The organism is Leclercia sp. G3L, from assembly GCF_021117075.1.
GTDB classification, from domain to species: Bacteria; Pseudomonadota; Gammaproteobacteria; order Enterobacterales; family Enterobacteriaceae; genus Enterobacter; species Enterobacter adecarboxylatus_C.
Genome location: NZ_CP088265.1, coordinates 2,696,291 through 2,710,302, shown reverse-complemented (window position 1 = coordinate 2,710,302; position 14,012 = coordinate 2,696,291). Strand labels below are relative to the sequence as shown.

Annotated in this window: 12 protein-coding genes; 9 read left to right on the top strand and 3 right to left on the bottom strand. The window is 56.7% G+C overall.

What is annotated here, in order from left to right:
- Window positions 1-26 precede the first annotated feature (26 nt).
- From LRS40_RS14305 to yejF, 7 genes are all read left to right on the top strand, one after another.
- Window positions 27-731, top strand: coding sequence for a phosphatase PAP2 family protein (locus tag LRS40_RS14305; protein WP_231311868.1), 705 nt, complete (start codon window positions 27-29; stop codon window positions 729-731).
- Between the two features lie 426 nt (window positions 732-1,157).
- Window positions 1,158-1,727 carry a bifunctional murein DD-endopeptidase/murein LD-carboxypeptidase gene (gene mepS, locus LRS40_RS14300; RefSeq protein ID WP_039031038.1) on the top strand — a complete coding sequence of 190 codons (570 nt, stop codon included), beginning with the start codon at window positions 1,158-1,160 and terminating at the stop codon, window positions 1,725-1,727.
- Between the two features lie 180 nt (window positions 1,728-1,907).
- Complete coding sequence (locus LRS40_RS14295; RefSeq protein ID WP_231313896.1) at window positions 1,908-3,464, top strand: cyclic di-GMP phosphodiesterase; 1,557 nt, start codon at window positions 1,908-1,910, stop codon at window positions 3,462-3,464.
- Window positions 3,465-3,539: 75 nt separating this feature from the next.
- Entirely contained in the window at window positions 3,540-5,345 is a 1,806-nt protein-coding gene (locus LRS40_RS14290; protein WP_231311867.1) for an extracellular solute-binding protein, read from the top strand.
- A gap of 9 nt (window positions 5,346-5,354) precedes the next feature.
- On the top strand, window positions 5,355-6,449 hold the full coding sequence (locus tag LRS40_RS14285; protein WP_156264260.1) for a microcin C ABC transporter permease YejB: 1,095 nt from the start codon (window positions 5,355-5,357) through the stop codon (window positions 6,447-6,449).
- A complete protein-coding gene (locus LRS40_RS14280) occupies window positions 6,449-7,474 on the top strand; it encodes an ABC transporter permease (RefSeq protein WP_231311866.1) in 1,026 nt (341 codons plus the stop codon). The genes LRS40_RS14285 and LRS40_RS14280 overlap by 1 nt, the downstream gene beginning before the upstream one ends.
- Window position 7,475: 1 nt before the next feature.
- Window positions 7,476-9,065: a microcin C ABC transporter ATP-binding protein YejF gene (yejF, locus tag LRS40_RS14275; protein WP_231311865.1), complete on the top strand. Its 1,590-nt coding sequence runs from the start codon at window positions 7,476-7,478 to the stop codon at window positions 9,063-9,065.
- Between the two features lie 3 nt (window positions 9,066-9,068).
- Here yejF and LRS40_RS14270 read toward each other — a convergent pair whose 3' ends face one another.
- The 3 genes from LRS40_RS14270 to rsuA form a co-directional block, all read right to left on the bottom strand.
- Window positions 9,069-9,413, bottom strand: a complete 345-nt coding sequence (locus LRS40_RS14270; RefSeq protein ID WP_142486503.1) for a YejG family protein — start codon at window positions 9,411-9,413, stop codon at window positions 9,069-9,071.
- A gap of 332 nt (window positions 9,414-9,745) precedes the next feature.
- Window positions 9,746-10,942 (bottom strand): Bcr/CflA family multidrug efflux MFS transporter, encoded by a 1,197-nt coding sequence (locus LRS40_RS14265; protein ID WP_142486504.1) that lies wholly within the window; start codon window positions 10,940-10,942, stop codon window positions 9,746-9,748.
- Window positions 10,943-10,957: 15 nt separating this feature from the next.
- Window positions 10,958-11,665: a 16S rRNA pseudouridine(516) synthase RsuA gene (rsuA, locus tag LRS40_RS14260; RefSeq protein ID WP_142486505.1), complete on the bottom strand. Its 708-nt coding sequence runs from the start codon at window positions 11,663-11,665 to the stop codon at window positions 10,958-10,960.
- Window positions 11,666-11,816: 151 nt separating this feature from the next.
- Between rsuA and LRS40_RS14255 the strand changes: the two genes are divergently transcribed.
- Window positions 11,817-13,577 (top strand): DEAD/DEAH box helicase, encoded by a 1,761-nt coding sequence (locus tag LRS40_RS14255; protein ID WP_231311864.1) that lies wholly within the window; start codon window positions 11,817-11,819, stop codon window positions 13,575-13,577.
- A 126-nt stretch (window positions 13,578-13,703) separates the two neighbouring features.
- Window positions 13,704-13,988, top strand: a complete 285-nt coding sequence (gene rplY / locus LRS40_RS14250) for a 50S ribosomal protein L25 (RefSeq protein WP_106995380.1) — start codon at window positions 13,704-13,706, stop codon at window positions 13,986-13,988.
- Window positions 13,989-14,012: the final 24 nt, after the last annotated feature.

The window sequence follows — 14,012 nt, the reverse complement described above, 5'->3', positions numbered from 1 at the left end:
CTGATTTAACTGCTGACGGCATGATAATGAAAACCCGACTATTACCCATTTTATTACTCAACCTGGCTGGCCTGGCCCTCTTTTTAACCTGGTATCTGCCGGCCAACCACGGTTTCTGGTTCCCGCTGGACAGCGGGATATTTCACTTCTTCAACCACCAGCTGGTGGAGAGTCGCGCCTTCCTGTGGCTGGTGGCGATCACCAACAACCGCGCCTTTGACGTCTGCTCCCTGCTGGCGATGGGCTACCTGATGCTCACCTTCTGGCGCAACGAAAGCGCTGCCGGACGGCGACGCATTCTGATGATTGGCCTGGTAATGCTGCTGACCGCGGTGGTTCTGAACCAGCTGGCGCAGGCCCTTATTCCGGTAAAACGCGCGAGTCCGACGCTATTTTTCCCGGATATCTACCGCGTCAGTGAATTGCTGCATATTTCGACAAAGGACGCTTCGAAGGACAGTTTCCCGGGCGATCACGGGATGATGCTGCTTATTTTCACCGCGTTTATGTGGCGCTATTTTGGTCATAAGACTTTCGCATTAGCCCTGATTATTTTTATGGTTTTCTCTTTCCCACGGGTAATGATTGGCGCGCACTGGTTCAGCGATATTGCCGTCGGATCCCTTTCGGTGGCGTTGATTGGGCTTCCATGGTGTCTGATGACCCCATTGAGTGAGCGCTTAATAACCTTTTTTGATCGCTACCTGCCCCGGGTAATTCAACAATCTTAAAACAAGTTACTCACCGAAATTAACAGTATCCATCAGGGATCATTGCCGATCTCTGATGGATTATCGGCTTGCTCTCCCCGCTCTTGTCATCTTCCTGTCATATTAATCACGTTAGAAATTAACGCGTTGTACAATCCTTAACCTAAATTACTCCCTGATATTGCTATCCCGGCAGCAAACTTTCGGTATCACATTTTCTTATAAAAAATTGGATATTTTTGCTCGCAATGGCTGGCCCGATCGGGTACTCTCAGAATCGTTTTACCTCAGCGCTACAATTATTATCGTTGTAAATAAATTTGTGCGATTCGCCACAGATTTGACCATAAAGAATTGTCTGATAGTGCGCAGGTATTTAGTCTCGTCTCGCTTGGCATTTTTTATAACGATATTTGTCGTTAAGGACTTCAAGGGATAATAAACAACATGGTCAAATCTCAACCGATTTTGAGATACTTCTCACGGGTGATCCCGGCGATTGCAGTAGCGGTTCTGCTTTCAGCTTGTAGCGCATCGAATACCGCAAAGAATATGCATCCTGAGACGCGTGTTGTGGGGTCGGAAGACGCCTCTTCACTGCAAGCTTCTCAGGATGAATTTGAAAAAATGGTCAGCAATCTGGATATTAAATCCCGATTAATGGACCAGTATGCTAGCTGGAAAGGCGTGCGCTATCGCCTTGGCGGCGAAACACGTAAAGGGATTGATTGTTCCGGTTTCGTACAGCGTACTTTCCGCGAACAGTTTGGTTTAGAACTTCCGCGTTCAACCTATGAACAACAGGAAATGGGCAAATCGATTTCGCGTAGCAGCTTACGCACCGGCGATTTAGTTCTGTTCCGTGCGGGTTCAACCGGCCGTCATGTCGGCATCTATATTGGTAACGACCAGTTTGTCCACGCGTCCACCAGCAGTGGTGTAACGATCTCCAGTATGAACGAGCCCTACTGGAAGAAGCGCTACAATGAAGCGCGTCGTGTACTGACTCGCAGTTAACCGCCTGTGCTGTCCGTTTCCCTTGGCTGACAGCATGGTAAAAAAGCACTGCTTATGCAGTGCTTTTTTTTGTACCTCAACATTGAAATCAGGTCTGGTCGTTCCAGGCTATAGTCTGATAGTTGCGTGAGTTTAGCCGTCATGATAACGCGGGCGGCACATCAGGATCCGATACCATTTATATTTACCCGCCGTTTATCAACCCGCCGCAAAGTGCTGATGCTCAGCGTGCTTGTCGGTCTTATTGTCGCCCTGCTCTGCGGCGGTATGCAGTTTTTTTTCAGTTATCACAAACGGGAAGTGAAATTCGATAACCTGATTACCGACCTCCATGACTACATGGCGGATTATTTCAAAGAGCTGCGCGTCTCCGTTGATGAACTGCAGCCGTTGACCTTAAGCCAGTGCCACGAGGTCAGCGCCGAATTAACCTCCCGCGCCGCATTCAGTCTTAACGTCCGAGCCTTCCTGCTGGTAAAAGATAAAATCGCCTTCTGCTCGTCAGCAACCGGGCCGATGCATGTCCCGCTCAGCGATCTGGTGCCGGATATCGACGTCGATAAAGAGGTCGATATGGCCCTGCTGCCCGGTACCCCGATGATGCCGAAAAAACCGGCCATTGTGTTATGGCACCGAAATCCGCTGTTGAATAACGGCGGGGTATTTACCTCTATTAATCTCAACCTGACCCCTTATCTGTTATATACCGCCCGCCAGGATGAATTTGCGGGTATTGCCCTTATTATCGGCAAGACCGCTTTTTCGACCTATTCAAACCAGTTAATCCCTGTTTCGGACCTGAAGGAACACCCTGCACGCGCCAGCCAGATTGAGGGGCTGCCGCTGACCATTCATCTGTACGCCGAAACCTGGACGCTGGCCGATCTGCAATTTGCGCTGCTGTTTGGACTGATGTGCGGCTCAAGCATTGGGGTGCTCTGTTTCTACGGGCTGATGAACCGCGCCAACCCGCGTAAAGAGATCCTCACCGGCATTAAGCAGAATCAGTTTTACGTCGTCTATCAGCCGGTCGTGGACGCGACTAACATGCAAATGGGCGGCGTGGAGGTCCTGATGCGCTGGCACCATCCAGGCGCTGGCGAGATCCCGCCGGATGCCTTTATTAGCTTTGCGGAAGCGCAGAAATTAATTGTGCCGCTGACCCTGCATCTCTTCGACCTGATCCTGCGCGACGCCCCGGCGCTGAAAAAACGCCTTCCCCCGGGTTCGAAGCTGGGGATTAATATCTCCCCGGGTCACCTGCACGCCGACAGCTTCAAGGACGATATGCGTAAGTTTGCCGCCTCGCTGCCACCGGATCATTTCCAGCTTGTGCTCGAAATTACCGAGCGCGATATGCTGAATCAGCGGGAAGCAACAAAGCTGTTTGAGTGGCTGCACCTGGAAGGGTTTGAAATCGCGGTGGATGACTTTGGCACCGGGCACAGCGCCCTGATCTACCTTGAGCGTTTTACCATGGACTATCTCAAAATCGATCGGGGCTTCGTTAACGCCATCGGCATGGAAACCGTCACCTCCCCGGTGCTGGACACGGTGCTGACCCTCGCCCAACGACTCAACATGGTGACCATCGCCGAAGGGGTCGAGACCCCCGAGCAGGCGAAGTGGCTGCGCGATCACGGCGTCAATATGCTGCAGGGCTACTGGATCAGCCGCCCGATGCGCCTGGAGCAGCTACAGATCTGGCAGCCTGATGTTCACCTGGACCGCGAATAATTTCCCAACCACCGCTACGTCACTTATTATTCAGGTATCCGGCCCGGCCAGACTGTAAGAGGAAAACGTAGCGGAATGATTGTGCGCATAGTAGTGCTGCTGATGGCGATGATGAGTGGACTCGGCCAGGCGCAAACCATCAAAGAGAGCTACGCGTTCGCGGTGATTGGCGAGCCGAAATATGCCATCAATTTCGATCGCTACGACTACGTCAACCCTGCCGCGCCCAAAGGGGGCAGCGTTACTCTTGCAGCCATTGGCACCTTCGACAACTTCAACCGCTACGCCCTGCGCAGCGTGGCGGCCGAGCGCACCGACGCCCTCTACGATACCCTCTTTACCACCTCTGACGATGAGCCCGGCAGCTACTATCCGCTGGTGGCAGAGCAGGCACGCTACGCCGATGATTTTTCCTGGATGGAGCTGACCATCAACCCGCTGGCGCGCTTTCATGACGGCACGCCGGTGAAGGCCAGCGACGTGGCCTTCACCTTCCATAAATTTATGACCGAAGGAGTGCCGCAGTTCCGGCTGGTCTATAAAGGGGCGATGGTGACGGCCATCGCCCCGCTGACGGTACGCATCACGCTGCCTAAACCCAATAAAGAGGACATGCTGAGCCTGTTGACCCTGCCGGTGATGCCCGAAAAGTTCTGGAAAGACCACAAGCTCAGCGATCCGCTCGCCACCCCACCGCTGGCGGGTGGGCCGTATCGCATCACCCACTGGCGGATGGGACAGTATCTGATCTACTCCCGGGTGAAAGATTACTGGGCGGCCAATCTGCCGGTGAACCGGGGCCGCTGGAATTTTGACACCCTGCGCTACGACTACTATCTGGACGACAACGTGGCCTTCGAAGCCTTTAAAGCGGGTGCCTTTGATATGCGGGTCGAAAGCAGCGCCAAAAATTGGGCCACGCGCTACACCGGGAAAAACTTTGACCGCGGCTTTATCGTGAAAGAGGCGCTGAAAAACGACTCCGCTCAGGACACGCGCTGGCTGGCGTTTAATATTCAGCGCCCGGTATTCAGCGATCGCCGCGTCCGCGAGGCCATTACCCTCGCCTTTGATTTTGAGTGGATGAACAAGGCGCTGTTCTACGGTGCATACAGCAGGGTTAACAGCTATTTCCAGAACACGGAGTATGCGGCGAAGGGCTATCCGGATGCCGCAGAACTGACGCTTCTCGCGCCGTTGAAAAGCGCTATTCTACCGGAGGTCTTTACCCGCGTCTTCCGGCCTCCCGTCTCTGGAGGCGACGGCTACGATCGCAACAACCTGCTGAAGGCCAGCCAGCTGCTGGATGAGGCCGGATGGGAAATCAAAAATAAGCAGCGGGTCAACAAGCAAACCGGTAAACCGCTCAGCTTTGAACTGCTGCTGGCCTCCGGCGGCAATAACCAGTGGGTGCTGCCGTTCCAGCACAACCTTGAACGGCTGGGCATTACCATGAACATCCGCCAGGTGGATAATTCTCAAGCCACCAACCGGATGCGCAACCGCGATTACGATATGATGCCGCGCCTGTGGCGGGCGATGCCCTGGCCCGGGACTGACCTGCAGATCTCATGGTCCTCAGAATACATTGACTCAACCTATAATGCGCCGGGGGTGAAAAACCCGGCGGTCGATGCCCTGATTGCGCAGATCGTTGCCGCGCAGGGCGATAAAGAGAAGCTGCTACCCCTCGGGCGGGCGCTGGATCGGGTCCTGACCTGGAACTATTACATGCTGCCAATGTGGTTTATGGGCCAGGACCGGGTGGCCCGCTGGGATAAGTTCGCCCTTCCTGCCCAGCGCCCGGTCTATGCTCTCGGGTTTGAAAACTGGTGGTATGACGTTAACAGAGCGGCGAAATTACCCGCCGAACGGCGTTAAGGATACGCAATGGGCGCTTATTTACTTCGTCGTTTACTGCTGGTGATCCCCACCCTGTGGGCGATCATCACCATCAACTTTTTTATCGTGCAGATCGCCCCGGGCGGCCCGGTGGATCAGGCGATTGCCGCCATCGAATTCGGTAACAGCGGGACGATGCCCGGCGGGGGCGATGAAGGCATGCGCGCCAGCCACGCCCGCACCGGGGTCGGCAATATCAATGAGAGCCACTATCGCGGCGGGCGCGGCCTGGATCCGGAGGTGATCGCCGAGATCACCCAGCGCTACGGCTTTGATAAGCCGATCCACGAACGTTACTTCAAAATGCTGGGGGACTATCTGCGCTTTGATTTTGGCGACAGCCTGTTCCGTAGCGCCTCGGTGCTGCATCTGATTAAAGAGAGCCTGCCGGTTTCCATCACCCTGGGGCTATGGGGCACCCTGATTATCTATCTGGTCTCGATCCCGCTCGGCATCCGCAAAGCGATGGATAACGGCAGCCGGTTCGATATCTGGAGCAGCACCTTCATTATTGTTGGCTATGCGATCCCGGCGTTCCTGTTTGCCGTGCTGCTGATCGTCTTCTTTGCCGGCGGGAGCTACTTCGATATCTTCCCGCTGCGCGGGCTGGTGTCGACCGATTTCAGCAGCCTGCCGTGGTACAAGAAGATCACCGACTATCTGTGGCACATCACCCTGCCGGTGCTGGCGACGGTGATCGGCGGCTTTGCGGCCCTGACCATGTTGACCAAAAACGCTTTCCTCGACGAGATCCGCAAGCAGTACGTGGTCACCGCCCGCGCCAAAGGGGTGAGCGAGCGACGCATCCTGTGGAAACACATTTTTCGCAATGCCATGCTGCTGGTGATCGCCGGTTTTCCTGCCACCTTTATCAGCATGTTCTTTACCGGCTCCCTGCTCATTGAGGTGATGTTCTCGCTCAATGGCCTGGGGCTGCTGGGCTACGAGGCCACCGTCTCGCGGGATTATCCGGTGATGTTTGGCACGCTCTATATTTTCACCCTGATTGGCCTGCTGCTGAATATCCTCAGCGATATCTGCTATACGCTGGTCGATCCGCGTATTGATTTTGAGGGTCGCTGATGCCGCGCTTAAGCCCCATCAACCAGGCCCGCTGGGCTCGCTTTCGTGACAATCGCCGCGGCTACTGGTCGCTGTGGATTTTCGCCCTGTTTTTCGCCCTGAGCCTCTGTTCGGAACTCATTGCCAACGACAAGCCGCTGCTGGTGCACTTTAACGATCGCTGGTACGTTCCGGTGGTGAAAGAGTACAGCGAAAGCGATTTTGGCGGTCCTTTTGCCACCGCAGCGGATTATCAGGACCCGTGGTTGCAGGCGCAGCTTAGCGAGCACGGCTGGGTGCTGTGGACGCCGGTCCGCTTTGGCGCCACCAGCATTAACTTTGCCACCACCATGCCGTTCCCGTCTCCGCCCTCGGCGCAAAACTGGCTCGGCACCGATGCCAACGGTGGGGATGTGCTGGCGCGCATTCTCTACGGGACGCGGATCTCCATTCTGTTTGGCCTGCTGCTGACCCTGTTTTCCAGCGTGATGGGCGTACTGGCCGGAGCGATTCAGGGTTATTACGGCGGGAAGATTGACCTCTGGGGGCAGCGGTTTATCGAAGTCTGGTCCGGGATGCCGACGCTGTTCTTAATTATTCTGCTCTCCAGCGTGGTTCAGCCCAACTTCTGGTGGCTGCTGGCTATTACGGTGCTCTTTGGCTGGATGGCGCTGGTGGGCGTCGTGCGGGCGGAATTCCTGCGCACCCGCAACTTCGACTACATCCGCGCCGCTCAGGCGCTGGGGGTGAGCGATCGCGGGATCATCTTCCGCCATATGTTGCCGAACGCTATGGTGGCAACCCTGACCTTCCTGCCGTTTATTCTGTGCAGCTCCATCACCACCCTCACCTCGCTCGATTTCCTCGGCTTCGGCCTGCCGCTGGGGTCACCGTCGCTGGGCGAGCTGCTGTTACAGGGCAAAAACAATCTTCAGGCGCCGTGGCTCGGGATCGCCGCCTTTCTCTCCGTCGCCGTGCTGCTCTCTTTGCTGATTTTCATTGGCGAAGCGGTCCGCGATGCCTTTGATCCGAATAAGGCGGTTTAAGATGACCCAGCCTCTGCTTCACATCGACGCTCTCTCCATCGCTTTTCGCCAGCAGGGCGAGCTGCGCACCGTGGTCAACGATATCTCCCTGCAAATAGATGCAGGGGAAACGCTGGCGCTGGTGGGGGAATCGGGCTCCGGGAAGAGCGTCACCGCCCTCTCGGTTCTGCGCCTGCTCCCCGCCCCGCCGGTGGTCTATCCCCAGGGCGATATCCTGTTCCATGGCCAGTCGCTGCTGCATGCCGACGAGCGTACCCTGCGCGGGGTGCGGGGCAACAAGATCGCCATGATTTTCCAGGAGCCAATGGTATCGCTTAACCCGCTGCATACCCTGGAAAAACAGCTCTATGAGGTGCTCTCCCTGCACCGCGGGATGCGTAAAGAGGCGGCGCGCGGGGAAATGCTCGACTGCCTCGAACGCACCGGGATCCGCAATGCTGCAAAACGGCTCGGTGATTTTCCGCATCAGCTCTCCGGCGGTGAACGCCAGCGGGTGATGATCGCCATGGCGCTGCTGACCCGCCCGGAATTGCTGATTGCCGATGAACCGACTACCGCGCTGGACGTCACGGTGCAGGCGCAGATCCTGCAGCTGTTACGCGAGCTGCGCGACGAGCTGAACATGAGCCTGCTGTTTATCACCCACAACCTCAGCATCGTGAAAAAGCTGGCCGACCGGGTGGCGGTGATGCAAAACGGCCGCTGCGTGGAACAGAACCGGGCCGCGACGCTGCTTGCCGCACCCCAGCACCCCTATACCCAGCGGCTGCTCAACAGCGAGCCCGCCGGGGATCCCGTTCCGCTGCCGGACGCTGCGCAACCGCTATTGAGCGTAAAAGATCTCTCGGTAGCGTTTCCGGTGCGCAAAGGCCTCCTGCGGCGGGTGGTGGACAACAAGCAGGTGCTGAACAACGTCAGCTTCACGTTACGCCCCGGCGAAACTCTGGGACTGGTGGGCGAATCCGGATCCGGCAAGAGCACCACCGGGCTGGCGCTGCTGCGCCTGATCGCCTCGAAAGGGGAGATTGTGTTTGACGACCGGCCGCTGCAACGCTGGGATCGCCGACAGATGCTGCCCGTCCGCCACCGGATGCAGGTGGTGTTTCAGGATCCGAACTCCTCCCTGAATCCACGTCTCAACGTGCAGCAAATTATTGAAGAGGGTCTGCGGGTGCATCAACCCGAGCTCAGCCTTAAGGCGCGGGAAGAGGAAGTGATTCGGGTAATGGGCGAAGTGGGGCTGGATCCACAGACCCGGCATCGCTATCCTGCCGCCTTCTCCGGTGGCCAGCGCCAGCGCATCGCCATTGCCCGCGCGCTGATCCTGCGCCCGGAGCTGATTATTCTGGATGAACCCACCTCATCGCTGGATAAAACCGTGCAGGCGCAGATTCTGGCGCTGCTGAAGGAGCTCCAGCAAAAGCACCGGCTGGCCTATATCTTTATCAGCCACGATTTACAGGTGGTACGGGCGCTTTGTCACCAGGTGATTGTGTTACGGCAGGGAGAGGTGGTCGAGCAAGGAGAGTGTCAGCGCGTGTTTGCCGCGCCGACGCAGGAGTACACGCGTCAGCTATTAGCGTTACGCTGACGCTCAGACAGGATCCTGTCCTGCTACGGATTCGGCAATCGCCACACCGAAGTTTTTCAGACGGCAGGTTGCCGCAAATTCGTCCTGGCTTTTCACGAACAGGCACGGCTCGCCTTCGCACTCCAGGACCGAGCTGTAAAGCTCAATATCCGTCAGCGCCTGGCTCAGCTTTTCCATCACTGGCCATGCGTTGCCCTCTTCCGGCCCCAGCAGCTTGAGCGCCACCAGACAGTTGTCACTGTTCGCAGCGTTTTGCGGAATCGGTTCAACCTTCGAGCCTGCAAAACCCGCCGACCAGCGATAGCTCTGCGGCAAGCGATGGATAATGGAGAGCTGTAATGTATTCACGTTTGTTCCCCGGAAGCAAAATATACTTCACAATCTATTTACATTTATAGTAACACATCATTAAACACTTGCTCTATTTTGAGTAAGAAAACGCTTACACCCAGTTCCCACGGGCTCTGGCGTCTTATTTCTCAGGGCTTTTTGTCAGTGTTTCAGATCGATGGCGGCGCTATATGTACCCGTTTCTGTGATCTAACACAACCTTTTTAGGTACAAAGCTGTGACTATTTACACAAATATATTTTACATAAAAGAAACAAACATGGCGTCAACGAAACCTGTTTTGGTTGACCGGCATCAAAAAAGGGCCCCGGCGGGACCTTTTTTGTGCCTTATTTGACCGCTTTTCGTGGTCGGCTGGCGTAGAGGCAGAAAAGAATTGAACCGGTAGCGCACAGGGCAATTGACCACAGCATCGGCCAGGCGCTGGTAAAGGTCGCCAGGGAGAGCAGCGCCCCGACAATGGCCCCGATGCCGAAGCGGAAAGTACCCGCAAGGGAAGAGGCGGTCCCGGCCATATGCGGGAACTCATCGAGGATCACCGCCATCGCGTTGGACGACACCATCGATATACAGCCGACAAAGGCCGCGATACCCACTACCAGGGTCCAGAAGCCCACGTCGAAGAAGGCGGTCACCACCATCCACATCGCCATCACGAACTGGATCCACAGCCCGATGCGGAACATGTTCAGCGCCCCTACCCGGCGAACGAAGCGGCTGTTAATCATCGTCAGCACAAAGATGAACACCACGTTCAGCGCAAAGTAGTAGCCAAAATGCTGCGGTGAGACGTGGTTAAGCTCGATGTAGACAAAAGGCCCGGCGCTGAGGAAGGAGAACATCCCGGCAAAGCTGAAGCCGCTGGCCAGCATATAGCTCAGCACGCGCTTGTGGCGAAACAGTGACGCAAAGTTGCCGAGCGTGGTGCGGATATGAAACTTCTGCCGATGCTCAGCGGGCAGGGTTTCCTTTATAAAGAAGAAGATCATCGCCGAGGCCAGCAGGGCCGCCAGCGCCAGGATCCAGAAAATCGCATGCCAGCTGAACCACACCAGCACCGCGCCCCCGACCATCGGCGCCACCAGCGGCGCAACGGTGGTGACCAGCATGACGAAGGACATCATGCGGGAGAACTCTTCTTTCGGGTAGATATCACGCATCAGGGCATTGATGACCACGCTGGCCGCCGCTGCCGCCAGGCCGTGGAAGAAACGCATCACAATCAGGTGATCGATGGACTGCGACATCGCACAGGCCGCCGCCGCGCCGGCAAACACCAGCGTCCCGCCCAGTATTACCGGTTTGCGGCCCAGGCTGTCGGCCATCGGTCCGTACAGCAGCTGGCCGAGGGCAAAGCCGAGGATATAGGTGCTGAGGGTCATCTGGGCGCTACCGGCCGGTACGCCAAATTGCTCAGCGATCACCGGCAGCGCGGGCAGATACATGTCGATGGACAGCGGCATCAGCATGGCCAGCAGGCCAAGGATAAAGACAATGCTGAACGACGAGTGTGGCCTGGTGGTCACAGTTAGCTCCTGAAATTAGCGAGAAGAGAGGCCAACGCTGGCAATTTCTTCTTCCGTCAACGGGCGGTATTCGCCTGGCTCAAGTTCCGGGTCGAGAGCAATCTCTCCGATCCGTTCGCGATGCAGACCAACAACGTGGTTTCCCACGGCAGCAAACATGCGTTTTACCTGGTGGTAGCGCCCTTCGCTGATGGTCAGACGCACTTCGGTAGGGGTGATCACTTCCAGCACGGCGGGCCTGGTCAGATCTTTTTCATTATGCAGCTGGACGCCATGGGCGAATTGTTCTGCCGTGCTGTCGCTTACCGGGGATTCAAGAGTCACCAGGTAGGTTTTCTCGCAGTGGTGACGCGGGGAGGTAATACGATGCGACCACTGGCCGTCGTCGGTCATCAGCACCAGGCCGGTGGTGTCGATGTCCAGACGCCCGGCAGCGTGCAGCTTGTGCGCCACGGGTTCGTCGAGGAAATAGAGCACGGTCGGATGATCGGGATCATCGGTCGAGCAGACATAGCCTTGCGGCTTATTGAGCATGAAGTAGCGCGGGCCGTTCTGCTGGGTCAGTGAATTGCCTTCATATTCCACCTGATGCTCAGGCTGGAGTTTGAACGCGCTGTCTCGCACAATGTCGTCATCCACGGTAACGTGGCTGCCGCGAATCAGACGCGCAGCAATAGCGCGGCTTACGCCGAGTTGCTGAGCGATAAACTTATCAAGTCGCATGAAATAATTTTAGCCTTAAAGGTGCCGGGAGCCGGACGGGGCGCCCGGAAAAGAAGCAGTTAACAACAGCCCAGTATAACGGGCTCTGTGCGCCACTCAAGGGAAAAAGTTTCGTGGCATACTATGTGCGAGATAACAAAGCTGAGTAACCATGACCTTTACACTTCGCCCCTATCAACAGGAAGCCGTGGACGCCACCCTCGCCCACTTTCGCCAGCATAAAGAACCGGCCGCCATCGTCCTGCCCACGGGTGCGGGAAAAAGCCTGGTGATCGCTGAACTGGCACGCCTGGCGCGCGGCCGCGTGCTGGTGCTGGCGCACGTCAAAGAGCTGGTGGCGCAGAACCATGCCAAGTATCTGGCGCTGGGCCTGGAGGCCGATATTTTTGCCGCCGGTTTACAGCGTAAAGAGAGCCACGGCAAGGTGGTGTTTGGCAGCGTGCAGTCGGTGGCGCGCAATCTGGACAAATTTCAGAGCGAGTTCTCGCTACTGATCGTGGACGAGTGCCATCGCATCAGCGACGACGACGACAGCCAGTACCAGCAGATCCTGACTCACCTGAAGAGCGTGAATCCGCAAATCCGTCTGCTGGGTCTCACCGCCACCCCGTTCCGCCTCGGCAAAGGCTGGATCTACCGCTTTCACTATCACGGCATGGTGCGCGGCAATGAAAAGGCGCTGTTCCGCGACTGCATTTACGAGCTGCCGCTGCGCTACATGATCAAACACGGCTACCTGACGCCGCCGGAGCGGCTGGACATGCCGGTGGTGCAGTACGACTTCAGTCGTTTACAGGTGCAGAGCAACGGCCTGTTCAGCGAGGCGGATCTCAACCGCGAGCTGAAAAAGCAGGATCGCATTACCCCACACATCATCAGCCAGATTATGGAGTTTGCCGCCGAACGCAAAGGGGTGATGATTTTTGCCGCCACCGTCGAGCACGCCCGGGAAATCACCGGCCTTCTGCCCGCCAGCGAGGCCCGGCTTATCACCGGCGAAACGCCGGGCAGCGAGCGCGACCGGTTGATAGAAGATTTTAAGGCGCAGCAGTTCCGCTATCTGGTCAATGTGTCAGTGCTGACGACCGGCTTTGACGCTCCGCACGTCGATCTGATCGCTATTCTGCGTCCGACCGAATCCGTCAGCCTGTATCAGCAGATCGTGGGCCGCGGCCTGCGCTTAGCCCCCGGCAAAACCGACTGCCTGATTCTGGATTACGCCGGTAACCCTCACGACCTGTACGCCCCGGAAGTGGGCGCGCCGAAGGGAAAAAGTGACAACGTTCCCGTGCAGGTATTTTGTCCCGGCTGCGGGTTTGCCAACACCTTCTGGGGCAAAACCACCGCTGACGGCACCCTGATTGAGCACTTTGGCCGCCGCTGTCAGGGCTGGTTTGAAGATGACGAGGGCCATCGCGAGCAGTGCGACTACCGCTTCCGCTTCAAAAACTGCCCGCAGTGTAACGCCGAAAACGATATTGCCGCTCGCCGCTGTCGCGCCTGCGATACGGTGCTGGTCGATCCCGACGATATGCTGAAAGCGGCCCTGAAGCTGAAGGATGCGCTGGTGCTGCGCTGCAGCGGGATGGTGCTGGCTCAGGGCGCGGATGAGAAAGGCGAATGGCTGAAAATCACCTATTACGATGAGGATGGAGCCGATGTGAGTGAGCGCTTCCGTCTGCAGACGCCCGCCCAGCGTACCGCCTTTGAGCAGCTGTTTATCCGCCCGCATACCCGCACGCCGGGGGTGCCGCTGCGCTGGATCACCGCGGCGGACATCGTCCATCAGCAGCCGTTGTTGCGCCACCCTGACTTTGTGGTTGCGCGCAAAAAAGGGCAGTTCTGGCAGGTACGCGAGAAGGTTTTCGATTATGAAGGCCGCTATCGCCGGGCCAACGAATTACGTGGATAAAGGGACTTTTCATTGATGTGCGGGCCATTTGAGTATAAAATGCCGCCCGCTTCACATCCGTGAGGCAGAACACTTACCTGCTGCTGGGTCGCCTGTAGCAGGAATAATATGTACAGAGAGAAATCAATGTTAACTATCAATGTAGAAGCACGTAAAGAGCAGGGCAAGGGTGCGAGCCGCCGCCTGCGCGTAGCAAACAAATTCCCTGCCATCATCTATGGCGGCGAAGCTGCTCCGATCGCAATCGAACTGGACCACGACAAAGTGTGGAACCTGCAGGACAAGCCTGGTTTTTACGGCGAAGTTCTGACCCTGGTTGTTGACGGTAAAGAAGAAAAAGTGAAGGTTCAGGCTGTTCAGCGTCACCCGTTCAAGCCAAAACTGTCTCACATCGACTTCGTTCGCGCGTAATCGCTAACAGGTTGAGAAAAAACC